The organism is Variovorax humicola (assembly GCF_037889915.1).
Classification (GTDB): domain Bacteria; phylum Pseudomonadota; class Gammaproteobacteria; order Burkholderiales; family Burkholderiaceae_C; genus Variovorax; species Variovorax humicola.
This window is the reverse complement of sequence record NZ_JBBKZV010000003.1, coordinates 213,387-228,929: the sequence shown is the minus strand read 5'-3', so window position 1 is coordinate 228,929 and position 15,543 is coordinate 213,387. Positions and strand designations below refer to the sequence as shown.

14 protein-coding genes are annotated in these 15,543 nt (G+C 67.4%); 11 read left to right on the top strand and 3 right to left on the bottom strand.

The window, feature by feature from the left end; all coding sequences use genetic code 11:
• Positions 1–145: 145 nt before the first annotated feature.
• Positions 146–472, top strand: coding sequence for an acyl carrier protein (locus tag WKW80_RS08020; protein WP_340363027.1), 327 nt, complete (start codon positions 146–148; stop codon positions 470–472).
• Here WKW80_RS08020 and WKW80_RS08015 read toward each other — a convergent pair.
• On the bottom strand, positions 411–2,651 hold the full coding sequence (locus tag WKW80_RS08015; protein WP_340363026.1) for a heavy metal translocating P-type ATPase: 2,241 nt from the start codon (positions 2,649–2,651) through the stop codon (positions 411–413). The two genes, WKW80_RS08020 and WKW80_RS08015, sit on opposite strands and share 62 nt — an antisense overlap.
• Before the next feature lie 107 nt (positions 2,652–2,758).
• On the opposite strand from WKW80_RS08015, the gene WKW80_RS08010 reads away from it, so the two are divergent.
• From WKW80_RS08010 to creC, 4 genes are all read left to right on the top strand, one after another.
• Complete coding sequence (locus tag WKW80_RS08010; RefSeq protein WP_340363025.1) at positions 2,759–2,953, top strand: heavy-metal-associated domain-containing protein; 195 nt, start codon at positions 2,759–2,761, stop codon at positions 2,951–2,953.
• Positions 2,950–3,348, top strand: a complete 399-nt coding sequence (gene cueR, locus WKW80_RS08005; protein WP_340363024.1) for a Cu(I)-responsive transcriptional regulator — start codon at positions 2,950–2,952, stop codon at positions 3,346–3,348. Before WKW80_RS08010 ends, cueR begins: the two co-directional genes overlap by 4 nt.
• A gap of 100 nt (positions 3,349–3,448) precedes the next feature.
• Complete coding sequence (creB, locus tag WKW80_RS08000) at positions 3,449–4,195, top strand: two-component system response regulator CreB (RefSeq protein WP_340363023.1); 747 nt, start codon at positions 3,449–3,451, stop codon at positions 4,193–4,195.
• A 115-nt stretch (positions 4,196–4,310) separates the two neighbouring features.
• Positions 4,311–5,753, top strand: coding sequence for a two-component system sensor histidine kinase CreC (creC, locus tag WKW80_RS07995; protein WP_340363176.1), 1,443 nt, complete (start codon positions 4,311–4,313; stop codon positions 5,751–5,753).
• A 19-nt stretch (positions 5,754–5,772) separates the two neighbouring features.
• Here creC and WKW80_RS07990 read toward each other — a convergent pair whose 3' ends face one another.
• Positions 5,773–6,690, bottom strand: coding sequence for a LysR family transcriptional regulator (locus tag WKW80_RS07990; protein ID WP_340363022.1), 918 nt, complete (start codon positions 6,688–6,690; stop codon positions 5,773–5,775).
• Positions 6,691–6,803: 113 nt separating this feature from the next.
• On the opposite strand from WKW80_RS07990, the gene WKW80_RS07985 reads away from it, so the two are divergent.
• Genes WKW80_RS07985 through WKW80_RS07975 form a run of 3 tightly spaced genes read left to right on the top strand, consistent with a single transcriptional unit; the run spans position 6,804 to position 8,847 of the window.
• Positions 6,804–8,051, top strand: coding sequence for an aromatic ring-hydroxylating dioxygenase subunit alpha (locus WKW80_RS07985; protein WP_340363021.1), 1,248 nt, complete (start codon positions 6,804–6,806; stop codon positions 8,049–8,051).
• A gap of 2 nt (positions 8,052–8,053) precedes the next feature.
• Positions 8,054–8,524 (top strand): aromatic-ring-hydroxylating dioxygenase subunit beta, encoded by a 471-nt coding sequence (locus WKW80_RS07980; protein WP_340363020.1) that lies wholly within the window; start codon positions 8,054–8,056, stop codon positions 8,522–8,524.
• A gap of 5 nt (positions 8,525–8,529) precedes the next feature.
• Positions 8,530–8,847 (top strand): non-heme iron oxygenase ferredoxin subunit, encoded by a 318-nt coding sequence (locus tag WKW80_RS07975; RefSeq protein WP_422822868.1) that lies wholly within the window; start codon positions 8,530–8,532, stop codon positions 8,845–8,847.
• Positions 8,848–9,201: 354 nt separating this feature from the next.
• Here WKW80_RS07975 and WKW80_RS07970 read toward each other — a convergent pair whose 3' ends face one another.
• Positions 9,202–11,589 carry a penicillin-binding protein 1A gene (locus tag WKW80_RS07970; RefSeq protein ID WP_340363018.1) on the bottom strand — a complete coding sequence of 796 codons (2,388 nt, stop codon included), beginning with the start codon at positions 11,587–11,589 and terminating at the stop codon, positions 9,202–9,204.
• 407 nt (positions 11,590–11,996) lie between these two features.
• On the opposite strand from WKW80_RS07970, the gene WKW80_RS07965 reads away from it, so the two are divergent.
• From WKW80_RS07965 to WKW80_RS07955, 3 genes are read left to right on the top strand one after another with little or no spacing between them, the layout of a single operon-like run.
• On the top strand, positions 11,997–14,063 hold the full coding sequence (locus WKW80_RS07965; protein WP_340363017.1) for a VIT and vWA domain-containing protein: 2,067 nt from the start codon (positions 11,997–11,999) through the stop codon (positions 14,061–14,063).
• A gap of 9 nt (positions 14,064–14,072) precedes the next feature.
• On the top strand, positions 14,073–14,966 hold the full coding sequence (gene xrtQ, locus WKW80_RS07960; RefSeq protein ID WP_340363016.1) for an exosortase Q: 894 nt from the start codon (positions 14,073–14,075) through the stop codon (positions 14,964–14,966).
• Positions 14,947–15,531 carry a hypothetical protein gene (locus WKW80_RS07955; protein ID WP_340363015.1) on the top strand — a complete coding sequence of 195 codons (585 nt, stop codon included), beginning with the start codon at positions 14,947–14,949 and terminating at the stop codon, positions 15,529–15,531. The genes xrtQ and WKW80_RS07955 overlap by 20 nt, the downstream gene beginning before the upstream one ends.
• The last annotated feature ends 12 nt before the right edge of the window (positions 15,532–15,543 follow it).

The following is a 15,543-nucleotide window of genomic DNA, read 5'->3' as shown; positions in this document are numbered from 1 at the left end:
CCGCCGGTATTGCCCCCTCGAGAGGGCTCGAGGGGGAGGCGCCGCAGGCGCTTCGGGGGTGCTTCATGTCAGTGCGCAGTCAGTGCGTTCGCGCGATAAACGGGGCATGAGCATACGACAGCAAGTCTCATTCGAATCGGTCGAGATGAGCACCCCTACATTCAACAGTATTGCCGCGGTCCTGGAGACCGATTTTCATCTCGATCGCAACCTGCTCAAGCCGGACGCGGTCCTGAAAAACCTCGGGCTCGACGCGCCGGCCATGGTCGACGTGGTGTCGGCGCTCGAGGACGCTTTCCATCATCGCGTGTACAACGAGCTGCGCGATTCGGACATCTGCGGCATCACCTTGCAGCGACTGTGCGAGGTGTTCGACGACATCACCGACCCGCCCGCCGCCAACGGCTTCTTCAGGCCTTCGGGCGCACAGGCTTCCAGCGCCGCAACAGCAGCGCATTCGCCATCACGCTGACGCTGGAGAGCGCCATCGCCGCGCCCGCCACCACCGGGCTCAACAGACCCAGCGCCGCGAGCGGCACGCCAGCCGCGTTGTAGGCAAAGGCCCAGAACAGGTTCTGCCGGATCTTGCCGACGGTGCGGCGCGAGAGTTCAAGCGCTTCGGCCACCAGCGCGAGGTCACCACGCATCAGCGTGATGCCAGCGGCCTCCATCGCCACGTCGGTGCCGCCCTGCGCATGCGCCATGGCAATGCCGACGTCGGCAGCCGCCAATGCGGGTGCATCGTTGACGCCGTCGCCGACCATCGCGACGACGTTCCCATTGCTTTTCAGCGCGCCGACCACGGCCGCCTTGTCTGCGGGCAACACCTCTGCGTGGACGTCCGCCGCGTCGATGCCAAGGCGCGCCGCCATCGCGTGTGCTGCCGCCGCGTTGTCGCCCGAGATCATCACCACGCGCAGGCCGCGCGCCCGCAGCGCCGCAATGGCTTCGGCCGCATGCGGCTTGGGCTGGTCGGTGAATGCGAGCAGCGCCCGCAACTGCGCACGCGTGTCTCCGGCGCCTTCGAACCGGAGCAGCGCCGACAAGGTCGCGCCCTCGACTTGCGGCGTGCGCTGCGGCTCGACCAGCACGCCGAGTTCCGCGCACCAACGCAGGCTCGCCAGTGCCCATTCGCTGCCGCCCACGATGCCGCGCACGCCGCGGCCTGGCAACGACTGCACGTCCTGCGGCGATTTGACATGCAGGCCCCGCCGTTGCGCAGCCGCGAGCACCGCGCGCGCCAGCGGGTGCCCGCTGCCGCTTTGCAGGCTGGCAGCCACGCCCAGCAGCGCGGCCTCGTCGCCCTTGCCTGCCGGCAACAGGGCAGCGAGCTCCGGCGTGCCCAGCGTGAGCGTGCCGGTCTTGTCGAACGCCACCGTGTCCACGCGGTGCGCTACCTCCAGCGCCTGCGCGTCCTTGACGAGGATGCCGCGCCGCGCGGCCACGCCCGTCCCGGCGATCACCGCCACCGGCGTGGCAAGGCCCAGCGCGCACGGGCAGGCGATGACCAGCACCGCCACCGCATGGACCAGCGCCAACTCCAGGCCCGCGCCGGCCAGCAGCCACCCGACCAGCGTCACCAGCCCGACCAGCAACACCGCCGGCACGAACACCGCCGACACCTTGTCGACCAGCCGCTGGATCGGCGCCTTGGCCGCCTGCGCGTCCTCGACGAGCCGGATGATGCGCGACAGCACGCTCTCGGCGCCCACCGCGCGCACCTCGATCACCAGGCGTCCGGTCCCATTGACCGACCCGCCAGTGACCGCATCCCCCGCGCGCCTGGGCACCGGCAGCGGCTCGCCGGTCAACATCGATTCATCGACCTCCGATTCGCCCTCCAGCACCCGCGCGTCCGCCGGCACGCGCTCCCCCGGCCGCACCGCAAGCCGATCACCCGGCATGACCTCGGCCAATGGCAGATCAGATTCCCCGCGTACGCCGACCAGATGCGCCACCTCCGGCCGAAGCTGCTGCAGGGCGCGGATCGCCGATGTGGCTTGCCGCTTGGCGCGCGCCTCCAGCCACTTGCCGAGCAGCACCAGCGCAATCACCACGGCCGACGCTTCGAAGTAGAGATGGGGCGCCGCGTGGCTCCCGTGCGCGCCAGCGCCCGTACTCGCGCGCCACCACAGCCAGAGCGACAGGCCGAAGGCCGCGCTGGTGCCCAGCGCCACCAGCAGGTCCATGTTGCCGGTGTGCGCCTTCAGCGCATGCCACCCGGCGCGGTAGAAGCGCGCGCCCAGCCAGAACTGCACCGGCGCGGCCAGCAGCAGTTGCAGCCACGGCGGCAGCGTGAGGTTCATGCCAAGGGGCGCCAGCAACATCGGTGCGAGCAGCGGCGCCGACAGCAGCAGCGCGGCCGCGACGGGGCCGAATCCGCGCCAGGGCGATGCCTCCGGCTCAGCACCGACGGCCGCAATGCGCGGTTCGTACCCGGCGGCGCGCACTGCACGACGCAAGCGCGCGTCCATCGCCTCGCCCATCTCATCCCCGGTCCAGGCCACGCGCGCCGACTCGGTCGCCAGGTTCACCGCGGCCCCGGTCACGCCGGGCACCTGCCGCAACGCACGCTCGACCCGCCCGACACACGACGCGCAGGTCATCCCGCCCACGGAAATATCCAGCACCGCTTCCTTCGACAAGTTCATGCCGCAAGGCTAAAGCCTCACATCGTGGCAAGGTCAAGTGCCCGCGCTTGACCTTGCCACGGCGTCAAGGTTCAGACTCCGGATCCTCAATCACAGGAGCCACACCCATGAGCCAGAAATTCCAGGTCGACGGCATGAGTTGTTCGCATTGCGCCGAGAGCGTCACCAGCGCTGTCAAGCAGGTCGACCCCGAAGCCCAGGTCACCGTCGACCTGCCCACCGGCCATGTCGATGTGATCACGCACAACCCCCGCGAAGATATCCGTCTGGCCATCGAGAACGCGGGCTACCGGGTGGCATGATGCCGGTCGCCATCGGCGAGGCGGCCCGCCAGTCGGGCGTCTCGGCCCGCATGGTGCGGCACTATGAAGGCCTCGGCCTGCTGCCCGCCGTCGGCCGCACCGACGGCGGCTACCGCCAGTACAGCGAGGCCGACGTTCACACCCTGCGCTTCATCAAGCGCGCCCGCGATCTCGGCTTCTCGATGAGCGAGATCGCCGAGCTGGCCGGCCTCTGGCACGACCACCACCGCACCAGCGCCAGCGTCAAGACCATCGCGCAGCGGCATCTGGCCGATCTCGACCAGCGTATCGCCGACATGCAGGCCATGCGCAAGACGCTGACCCACCTGGTGCATTGCTGCCACGGCGACCACCGGCCGGAGTGTCCGATCCTGGACGACCTGGCCGGCGCGTGACACTTGCGACGGAGCGCCTGCAGCGCATCCCACCGAGCCGGGCGCGGGCCCCGGGGCCGTGCGACGCAGGCCGCCGCGACAACTCGGTACCATTCGCGCCATGTCGCCGAAGCCCCGCATCCTGATTGCCGAAGACGAGTCGGGCATTGCCGACACCCTGCAGTACGTGCTCAAGAGCGACGGCTTCACGCCCGTCTGGTGCGCCACCGCCGAAGAGGCACTGAAGGAGTTTGCGCAGGAGCCGCCCGCGCTTGCGATCCTCGACGTGGGCTTGCCGGACCTCAACGGCTTCGAACTGTTCAAGCGCCTGCAAGGCATCACGCGCGCATCGGGCGGCGTTGAAGTGCCGATGATTTTCCTGACCGCGCGCAGCGACGAGATCGACCGCGTGGTCGGCCTCGAACTCGGCGCCGACGACTACATCGCCAAGCCCTTCTCGCCGCGCGAATTGGTGGCGCGCGTGCGCACGGTGCTGCGCCGCAGCGGCCGGGCGCAGGCGCAACCGCCGGCCGCCATGCCTGCCACCGCGCCGGCGTCCAAACCCCAGCCTTTCATGCTCGATGCCGAGCGCATGCAGATCCGCTACTACGGCCGCCTGCTCGACCTGTCACGCTACGAGTACGGCCTGCTCAGGCTCATGGTGCAACGCCCCGGCCGCGTGTTCACGCGCGACGAACTGCTGGAGCTCGTATGGGACGACGCCAGCGAAAGCTTCGATCGCACGGTCGACGCCCACATCAAGACCCTGCGCGCCAAGCTCAAGGCCATCGCGCCGGACATCGAGCCGATCCGCACCTTGCGCGGCACCGGCTACGCGCTCAACGAAGAACTGCCAGCGTCACCTTGAACATGTGCATCCCATGCCAGGAACACCGCGGAACCGGCTCTGCCGGGCCGCCGGTGTTGCCCACGGCGAGGGGGTGGGCGGCTACACGAAGTGAGCAAGCCTGGGGGTGGTCGAACTGACCCAGCGCACCCGCATCTTCATCGGCATCCTGCTGATCTACACCTGCGGCATTGCGTTCCTGCTGTACCGCGTCGTGGCCGACATCGATCCGCGCTATCGCGAATCGGCGGAAGAATCACTGGTCGAGACATCGCAGCTCATGGCCAGCCTGATCGAGCAGGACGTGATTGCCGGCGCGCTCAATACCGCAAAGCTCGAGCCGCTGTTCCGCTCGGTCTACGCGCGACAGTTCTCGGCGCAGATCTACAACCTGCACAAGACGCACGTCGAGTTGCGCGTGTACGTCACCGACAACACGGGCCACGTCGTGTTCGACTCGACCGGGCGGCAGCTCGGCCACGACTACTCGCGCTGGCCGGACGTGGCCCGCTCGCTCACCGGCGAATACGGCGCGCGCACGTCACGCGACGTGGCCTCCGACCCGCGCACCTCGGTGATGTACGTCGGCGCGCCGATCCGCTGGGGCGAAGAGATCGTCGGCGTGGTCACCGTCGGCAAGCCGGTGCAGAGCTTTGGCCAGTTCGTCGAGGATGCGCGGGCGCGCACGCTGTGGGTGGGCGCAGGCTCGGCCCTGGCCTTGCTGGTGCTTGCCATCATCATGTCGGTGTGGCTGGTACGGCCGTTCGGGCTGATCTCCGACTACTGGAAATGGGTGCGCAGCCAGCCGCGCCTGAGCGTGTCGCGCATGGTGCGCCGTGCGGTCGACGTGTTGCGCGGCGGGGTCAGCGAGATGCGCGATGCGCTCACCGGCCGCAACTACGTCGCCGACTACGTGCAGAACTTCACCCACGAAGTGAAGAGCCCGTTGTCCGCCATCCGCGGCGCGGCCGAGCTGCTGCAGGAGCCATCGATGCCGCAGGCAGAACGAGCGCACTTCCTCGCCAACATCACGCGCGAGACGCAGCGCATCCAGGAGATCGTCGACCGCATGATGGAACTCACCGCGCTCGAAGCCCGCCGCTCGCTGGACCGGGTGGAGGCGATTGCGCTCGCACCCTTGTTGCAGGACATCGCGGCCAGTGCGCGCACGGCGGCATCGGCGCGCGACGTGTCGGTGCGCGTGGCCATCGACGCCCCGCAGGCCACGAGCGAAGGCGACCCCTTCCTGCTGCGCCGCGCCGTGAGCAACCTGCTCGACAACGCCGTCGACTTCTCTCCCCCGGGCCGCGAAGTCGTCATCACGCTCCAAGCCACCGCGCGCCTCGCCCGCATCTCCGTACGCGACCGCGGCCCCGGCATTCCGGACTACGCGGAAGACAAGGTGTTCGAGAAGTTCTATTCGCTCGCACGGCCGCACAGCCACAAGAAGAGCACCGGGCTCGGCCTGGCGTTCGTGAAGGAGATCGCGGCGCTGCACCGCGGGCATGTCGAGTTGGTCAATGGGCCTGGCGGCGGCGCGCTGGCGACGCTCACGCTCCCACTCGCGCCCCGCGGCTGATCGCCCCACGCCAGAAGCATCACACCTTCTGGGCAAACATCCGGTAGATGAAGTCGCGCAGCCACTGGTTGGCCGGATCCTGGTGATACCGGGCATGCCAGAACATGGTGATCGCGGTGTCGGGCAATGGAGCCGGATGCTTGCTCCAGGTCAGGCCGAAGGGCTCGACGATCTTCTCGGCCAGGCGCTGAGGCAGCGTGGCGATCATGTCGGTGCCGGACAGGATGTGGCCCACGGCCACGAAGTGCGGCACGCGCAGGCGCACCGTGCGGTGGATGTTGCGGCGCTGCAAGGCTTCATCCACGCGCCCGTGCCCGGTACCTGCCGCCTCCACCACCACATGGTCTGCCGCCGAGAACTCCGCCAGCGTCAGGCGCCGCTTGCCGCCGGAGTCGAGCGCATGGCCCTTGCGAAACACGCACACGTACCCCTGTGGAAACAACCGGCGCTGCAGGAAGCCCGCCTTCAGTTGCGGCAACAGGCCCAGCGCCAGGTCGACCTGGCCCGCGCCCATCGCATCGGCCAGATTCACGGCGGTGTTGCGCACCGTGCTGATGCGCACCTGCGGCGCCTGCGCCTTCAGCGCATCCATCAAGGTCGGCAGGAAGTAGATCTCGCCGATGTCCGACATGCCGATGTTGAAACTGCGCTGGCTGGTGGCCGGATCGAAGCTGATGCGCTGATTCATCGCACCATGGATCAGCGCCAGCGCATCGGCCACCGGTTGGGCCAGCATCTCGGCCCGAGGCGTGGGCGCCATGCCGCCCGGGGTGCGCAGGAACAGTTCGTCGCCCAGCAGGCGCCGCAGCCGGGCCAGCGCATTGCTGACGGCCGGCTGCGTCAGGCCGAGCGTCTCCGCCGCGGCCGACACGCGCCGCTCGATCAGCAACTGGTTGAACACCACCAGCAGGTTCAGGTCGATCTCGTTGATTTCCACGGGCCTCCCGTATTCACAGGATTGATGCAATGTATTCGCCGGATTCCATTGGCTGATGCAGCAAAAAGCGCCATGATGGCCGTCACGACGCCGCCCCACAAGAGGAGACAGTCATGGCCATCGAAGCCACCCTGCACTGGCATGACGCCGGCACCAGCCGCATTCCCTTTGCGGCTTACACCGACGACGCACGGCACCGCCTGGAGCTGGACCGGTTCTTCTACGAGGCCCACTGGTGCTACGTCGGCCTCGAAGCCGAGATCCCCAACGCCGGCGACTTCAAGCGCACATCCATCGGCGAGCGCTCGGTGATCATGGTGCGCGACGCCAACGGTGCCGACATCCACGTCGTCGAGAACGCCTGCGCCCACCGCGGCGTGGCCTTCTGCCGCGAGCGGCATGGCAACCGCAAGGAGTTCGTCTGTCCGTACCACCAGTGGACCTACACGCTCAACGGCAACTTGCAAGGCGTGCCGTTCCGCCGCGGCGTGAAGCGGGACGGCAAGGTCAATGGCGGCATGCCAGCCGACTTCAAGCCTGCCGAGCACGGGCTCACCAGGCTCGAGGTCGCAGTGCGTGGCGGCGTGGTGTTCGCATCGTTCGACCATGACGTCGAGCCGCTCGAAGACTTCATCGGCCCAACCGTGCTGCACTACTTCGACCGCCTCTTCAACGGCCGCAAGCTGTGCATCCTCGGCTACAACCGCCAGCGCATTCCAGGCAACTGGAAGTTGATGCAGGAGAACATCAAGGACCCCTATCACCCCGGCCTGCTGCACACCTGGTTCGTCACCTTCGGCCTCTGGCGTGCCGACAACAAGTCGCAACTGGTGATGGATGCGCGGCACCGCCACGCGGCCATGATCTCCACGCGCGGCGCGCAGGGACAGGCCGACCAGGTGACGCAGGTGTCGAGCTTCAAGGCCAGCATGCAATTGCACGATCCGCGCTTCCTCGACATCGTGCCCGAGCCCTGGTGGGGCGGCCCCACCGCAGTGATGACCACGCTGTTCCCCAGCGTGATCCTGCAGCAGCAGGTGAACAGCGTGTCGACGCGCCAGATCATTCCGGATGGCCATGGCGCCTTCGACTTCGTGTGGACCCACTTCGGCTTCGAGGACGACACAGACGAGATGACGCAGCGCCGCCTGCGCCAGGCCAACCTGTTCGGCCCGGCCGGCTTCGTGTCGGCGGACGATGGCGAGGTGATCGAGTTGTCGCAGCTGAGCTTCGAGAGCAGGCCGTCGCATCGCACGCTGGTCGAGCTGGGCGGCAGGGAGGTCGAGGACACCGACCACATGGTCACCGAAACGCTCATTCGCGGCATGTACAAGTACTGGCGCGAAGTCATGGAGGCTTGACCATGCAGTTCGACGACTACATGGCGCTCACGCGCCTCTACGCAGACTACGCCAGCGCCGTGGATTCCGGCAACTGGGACTTGTGGCCCGGCTTCTTCATCGACGAGTGCAGCTACCGCATCCAGCCGCGCGAGAACCACGAGCGCGGCTTTCCGCTGGCCACGCTGGCGTTCGAAAGCAAGGGCATGCTGATGGACCGCGTCTACGGCATCAAGGAAACGCTGTTCCACGACCCGTACTACCAGCGCCACGTGGTCGGCGCGCCGCTGGTGCACAAGGCCGATGGCGAGCGCATCGAATGCGAGGCCAACTACGCGGTGTTCCGCACCAAGCTCAACGAGCTGACCAGCGTCTACAACGTCGGCCGCTACATCGACACCGTCGTACGCACGCCCGACGGCCTCAAGTTCGCATCGCGCCTGGTCGTGTACGACAGCGAGATGATCCCCAACTCACTGATCTATCCGCTATGAGCAGCATGACAACCACAGCCGAATGGATCGACATTGCCGCGGCCGATGCGGTGCCCGCGGGAGACGTCATCGGCGTCGAGACAGCCGGCCTCGACATTGCCCTCTTCAACGTCGATGGCACCATCCACGCCACCGACAACCGCTGCACGCACGGCGACGGCCGCTTGTGCGACGGCTTCCTCGAAGGCCACGAGATCGAATGCCCCCTGCACCAGGGCAAGTTCGACGTGCGCAGCGGCAAGGCGACTTATGCGCCGGCCGACAAGCCGATTCGCAGCTATCCGGTGAAGGTAAAGGACGGGCGCATCTGGCTGGTGAAATGAAACACCCCCGATGCGCCTGCGGCGCCTCCCCCTCGAGGGGGCGCACCCAGCGGCCCGGCAAAGCCGGTTCCGCGGGTAGATAAAACACCCCCGATGCGCCTGCGGCGCTTCCCCCTCGAGGGGGCGCACCCAGCGGCCCGGCAAAGCCGGTTCCGCGGGTGCCCACGAACAGGCCAGGATGAGCCCTCCCCGAATCGCCTGCGGCGCCTCCACTCAAGCCCCTCGAGGGGGCGCACCCGGCGGCCCGGCAAAGCCGGTTCCGCGGGTGCCCACGAACAGACTTCGCCGTGCTCGTCCTGGTTTCACGCAGCGAGGATCACGCGATGGCGTGGTGGAAATTGATACGAGGCGTCATCAACGGAACCAGTCGAGGATGCGGTTGCGTTCCTCGGGCCTGGGCACCGGCGCGACCTGCTCCACGGGCGCGGCCGGCGCAGCGGGAGTCACCGCCATTTGTTCAGCCGGCGGCGTCGGCACCGCCACCGCATCCAGCCCCAGGCTGGCCACCCCGTGCCCCGGCGTGAAGTCATCGAAGTACCAGCTGCCGTCGACATTGGCCACGCCCTCCGGCGGCGTCAGCGCCGCCACCGACACACCCTTCAGCGCGGTCTCCATATAGCCGGTCCAGATCGGCAGGCTCAGGCTGCCACCGGTCTCGCCACGCACGCCGAGTTGGCGCGGCGTGTCGTAGCCGACCCATGCAATGCCCACCATCGTGGGCTGGAAGCCCGCGAACCAGGTGTCGACCGAATCGTTGGTGGTGCCGGTCTTGCCGAACAGATCGTCGCGCTTCAGCGTCTGCCACGCCTTGAACGCGGTGCCGCGCTTCACGACGCTGTTGAGCAAGGTGCGCATCACGAAAGCATTGCGCTCTGGAATGGCGCGCATGTCTTCATCCCGCACCGGCGGCTTGTTCTCGAACAGCACGTTGCCCCTGAAGTCGGTCACCCGCGCCACGAGCCAGGGGCTCACGCGATAGCCGCCGTTGGCAAACACCGAGTAGGCCGCAGCCATCTGCAACGGCGTGACCGAGCCGGCGCCCAGGCCCATCGGCAGCACCGCAGGATGCTTGTCGCGGTCGAAGCCGAAACGCGTGATCCAGTCCTGCGCATATTGCGTGCCGATCGCCTGCAGCACACGCAGCGTGACCATGTTCACCGACTTCTCGAGTGCACGCTGGATCGTCATCGGGCCACCGTAGGTGCCCTCGAAATTCTTCGGCTCCCACGGCGCGCCGCCGGTCGCCGCGGAATCGAAGACCAGCGGCGAATCGTTGACCACCGTGGCCGGTGAGAAGCCCTTCTCCAGCGCGGCTGAATAGATGAAGGGCTTGAAGCTCGAACCCGGCTGGCGCCAGGCCTGCGTCGCATGGTTGAACTTGCTCTTGTCGTAGTCGAAGCCGCCGACCAGCGCCTTGATCGCGCCATCACGCGGATCGACCGCGACGAAGGCCGCCTCGACTTCAGGCAGTTGCGTGATCTCCCAGGTGTTCTTGGGCGTCTTGATCACGCGGATCACCGCGCCCCGGCGGATTCTCACGTTGGCTGCCGCCTTGTCGGAAAGACTCGCCAGCATCGGCCGCAGCCCTTCCCCGTTTATCTGAAGCGACTCGCCGTTGGCGCGCACCGCAACGACCTCCTTCGGGCTCGCGGACAACACCACCGCCGCCCTGACATCGCCGTTGTCGGGGTGATCGGCCAAGGCGTCGTCCACCGCGTCGTCGAGTGCCGACGGATCGGCCGGCAGCTCGACCGTCTCCTCCGGCCCGCGGTAGGGCTGGCGCCGTTCGTAGTCCAGGACGCCGCGGCGCAGCGAGCGGTAGGCAGCCATCTGGTCAGTCGCCACCAGCGTGGTGTAGACCTTCAAGCCACGGGTGTAGATGGTGTCGCCGTACTGGGCGAGCATTTCGCGGCGAACGGATTCGGCCACGTATTCCGCATGCACGCGCGTCGGATCGGCGGCATCGCGCAGGTGCAGTTCCTCGTCGCGCGCGGCCGTGGCCTGCTCGGCAGTGATCGCGCCGGTGTCCTGCATGCGCTCGATCACATGCAGCTGGCGCGTGCGCGCGCGGTGCGGATTGACCAGCGGGTTGTTGGTGCCCGGCGCCTTCGGCAGGCCGGCCAGCATCGCGGCTTCCGCCGTCGTGATGTCCTTCAGCGGCTTGCCGAAGTAGGACTCCGATGCGGCGGCAAAACCGTAGGCCCGGTTGCCGAGGTAGATCTGGTTCAGGTAGATCTCCAGGATCTGGTCCTTCGTGAGCTTGCTCTCCAGCTTGTAGGCGAGCAGCGCCTCGTAGGCCTTGCGGGTCAGCGTCTTCTCGGAGCTCAGGTACACGTTGCGCGCCACCTGTTGCGTGATGGTCGACGCACCCTGCCGGTTCGCACCATGCAGGATGTTCGAAAGCGCGGCACGCACAAGGCCGAAGTAGTCGATCCCGCCGTGCGCGTAGAAGCGCGAATCCTCCACCGCGATCACCGCATCCTTCAGCACCTTCGGCACTTCGCCGATCGGCACCAGGTCACGGCGCTCCTCGCCGAATTCGCCGATCAGCACGTTGTCGGATGAGTACACGCGCAAGGGCAGCTTGGGCTGGTAGTCGGCCAGCGCCGATACGTCAGGCAGTTTCGGCGTGATCACCACCGCTGCGACGCCCACTGCGCCCACCACCACCAGCGCCCCGGCAACGACAGCGCCGCCGCCCCATAGGACGACGCGCTTCAACACGGGAGAAAGTTTGAACATCCAGAAACACGCTTTCTCATCAATCAATTTCGCCGACGACGGCGCATTCGCGACACTGGCCCACAACGCCCCACAACGCATCTCTGTCGACCCTGCGGGTCGCCAGCATAGGCGATTCCGGATACGGAACTCTCCGACTTCGCAAGCAACAACAGGGGCAACAGTGCGATCGCCAAACCCACCGGCCTGCACGGCACGGGATGCATGCGCATGCTTGCGCAACAGCTCGAAACATTCGAGGCCGCGATGCTCGCCGCGCCATCCGAAGCCTGTATGAAGTCCATTGCCGCAGGACTTCACACAGACTTCACATTCGCGCTTCTTGATTCCCACGGTCTTCCAACTGGCTTCGCTTGCGCTCGCGACATTGAGGTCCGTGCAAGTTCGCACGACCTGAGGAAACAAGAATGACGCAAGCCGCCTCTCCCTGCCACGGCCATTGGCTATGGCTCGCCACCGTGAGCGTTGCCACCACCTGCTTCGTGCTGCTGACCGTGCGCCCCGCCAGCGCGCAAGAGGCCACGGGGCCGCGCCTGAAAACCGAAAGCCCGTACTTCTTCGTGAAGAGCGATTCGCCCGACACCGACCGGCTGCCGCTCAAGGCCACCGAGGTCAACGTGCATGTGTCGGGCGTGATCGCCGACGTGACGGTGACGCAGACCTATCGCAACGAAGGCCAGCGCGCCATCGAAGCGCGCTACGTGTTTCCCGGCTCGACCAGGGCTGCCGTCAGCGGCCTCAACGTGCGGCTGGGCGACCGCCTCATCACAGCGCAAATCCGCGAGAAGAAGCAAGCGCAGATCGAATACACCACCGCGAAGAACGAAGGCAAGACCGCCGCGCTGCTGGAGCAGCACCTCCCCAATGTTTTCCAGATGAACGTCGCCAACATCCTTCCGGGCGATGACGTGAAGGTCGAGCTGCACTACACCGAACTGCTGGTGCCGAACGCCGGCAACTACCAGTTCGTGTTCCCGACCGTGGTGGGTCCGCGCTATCACAGTCCGCGAGCCGACCCGGCCACGACGAAGTGGGTGGCGCAGCCGACGCTGCGTGCGGGCGTTGCGCCCAACACCACGTTCGCGCTCAAGGTCGCGATCGACACGCCCATGGGCATCCGGGAGATCCGATCGGCCACGCATGCGATCGACGTGAAGAAGGACGACGAAGAAAGGCACGCGGACGTCGCGCTCACAGCCACCAACGAGCCCGCGAACAACCGCGACTTCGTGCTTGACTACCGCCTCGCCGGCGACAAGATCGAATCGGGCCTGATGCTCTTCAAGGGCCAGGACGAGAACTTCTTCCTCGCAATGGTCGAGCCGCCCAAGTCGGTGGCGGCCAGTGCCATCTCGCCGCGCGACTACATCTTCGTCGTCGACATCTCCGGCTCGATGCACGGCTTCCCGCTGGACACCGCCAAGGCCATGCTCGAGCGCCTCATCGGGGGCCTGCGCCCAAGCGACACCTTCAACGTACTGCTGTTCTCCGGCAGCAACCGGATGCTCTCGCCCAAGTCGGTGCCAGCCACGCGCGCCAACATCGAGCAGGCCTTGGCCACCATCAACCAATACCAGGGCAGCGGCAGCACCGAGCTGGTTCCCGCGCTCAAGCGCGCGTACGCCGAACCGAAGCCGGACAACGTCTCGCGCTCGGTGGTGGTGGTGACCGATGGCTACGTCGATGTCGAACGCGAAGCCTTCGAACTCGTGCGCAAGAACCTCGGCCGCGCCAACCTGTTTTCGTTCGGCATCGGCAGTTCGGTGAACCGCCACCTGATGGAGGGGCTGGCCCGTGCCGGCATGGGCGAGCCGTTCATCATCACCGACCCGATCCAGGCGCCCGAGCAGGCTGCGCGCTTCAAGCGCATGGTCGAATCGCCGGTGCTGACGCACGTGAAGGCGACCTTCGGCGACCTCGACGTGTATGACGTGGAACCCACCGCATTGCCCGACGTGCTCGGCGAACGCCCGGTGATCGTGTTCGGCAAATGGCGCGGCGAAGCGAAGGGCCGCGTCGTCATCGAAGGCCAGAGCGCCAGCGGCGCGTATCGCCAGGAGCTGGCCGTGGACACGAAGACCCGCCAGGACACGGCCGCGCTGCGCACGCTGTGGGCACGCCATCGCATCGCGGCACTGAGCGACCAGGAGTCGCTGGAGCCCACCGACGCGATCGCGAAACGCATCACCGACCTCGGCCTGCGCTACAGCCTGCTCACGCAATACACGAGCTTCATCGCTGTCGACAAGGTGGTGCGCAATCCGGCGCCGCAAGGCACGACCAGCGTCGACCAGCCGCAACCGCTGCCCAAGGGAGTGAGCGAACTGGCGGTGGGCGGCACGCCGACGCTCGGCGCCGAAGTGCCGAGCACGCCGGAACCTGAATTGATCGGCGCCGTTGCCGTGGTGCTGTCGATGCTCGCCATGCTGCGTCGCCGCGCACGCCGCAACGACGCGCGTCGCCTGACACATTGAGGCCGGAAGATGTCGCTCGCATCCCTCGCCCGAACCCATCCCCGCCTGGTGGACTGGAGCATCCGGCTCGACCGCGCGCCAGCCGCCGGTTGGCTCGCGCTGCAGGCCACGGCGCTGGCGCCCACATGGCTGTGGATGGCCGCGCGCCTGCGCGACGGCTCCGATGATCCACTGGGCGTGCTGGCCCTGGCCGCGCTGGCCGTGCTGGTCTGGCATTCACGACGAGACCTGCGTGCCTCGCCGCGACTCGGCTGGCTCGCGCTGGCGATGATCGGCACTGTCGCCGCCACGCTGCTGCGGCCGATGTTGCCGCCGCTGGCTTCGGGATTGCTGGCCGTGCTGGCGCTCGCCTGCGCCTTGTCGGCATTCATGCCGCGCCGGGTCGCGATGCTGCCTGTTGCGGGCCTTGCGGTGCTGGCGCTGCCGCTGCTCTCGTCGCTGCAGTTCTATGCCGGCTATCCGCTGCGCGTGATCACGGCCGAGGCGAGCCGCTGGCTGCTCGCGCCGGCCTTCAGCGTGATGCGCGAAGGCACGACGCTCCAGGTCGACGGCCGCATGGTCATCGTCGATGCACCGTGCTCGGGCGTGCAGATGGTGTGGCTCGGCTACTTCACGGCATGCGCGGTCGCGCTGTGGGTCGGCCGCGGCAATCGTTCGTTCTTCGCGCGCCTGCCTGCGGTGGGCCTGCTGGTGATGGCCGGCAACGTCGTTCGCAACAGCGCGCTGGTGGCCTTCGAGGGCGCCGGCCGTCCGCTGGCGCCCTGGGCGCACGACGCGTTCGGCCTGCTCGTGCTCGCGGCAGTCTGCGCATGCATCGCGCGCGCGATGGCGCCGCCTCGATCGCGCGGCGCCGGACAAGCCCTCACCGACCACGGAGACCGCCATGTCCTTGCAACTGCTTGAGCGCTTGCTGTTTGCCAATCATTTCATGCAGCGCATCGCGCACAAGGCCGCCTTCGCGCTGGTGATGGCGATGTGCCTTTTGTGGTCGGCAGCCGATGCGCTTCATGCACCGGCAGAGTCCGTTCCCGTCGTCGCCGCAAGCTCGGTTCATGCGTGGCCGAAGCAATGGGACAACTCACCGATGCGCCCGGTCGCACTGAGCGCGGTCGAGCAGCGCTTTGCGGAACACTTCCCCGGCGCGATGACCCGCATGACCGACGGGACCCAGACGCTGGTGCTGCGCGAGGTCAATGCACCGACACGCATGCTGCATCCGGCCGCCGATTGCTACCGGGCGATCGGCTATCGCATCGAGAAGGCGCGGCTTGAACGCGATGCGCGGGAGCGCCTGTGGCGCTGCTTCACCGCCGAGCGCGCCCGCACGCAAAGCCTGCGCGTGTGCGAGCGCATCGTGGACGCCGGCGGCACAGCCTTCACGGATACATCATCGTGGTACTGGGCTGCGGCCAGCGGCCAGTCGAAGGGTCCGTGGCAAGCCGTGACCCTGGCGCGCGCGGCCGAGTAAAAAGGTGGGCCT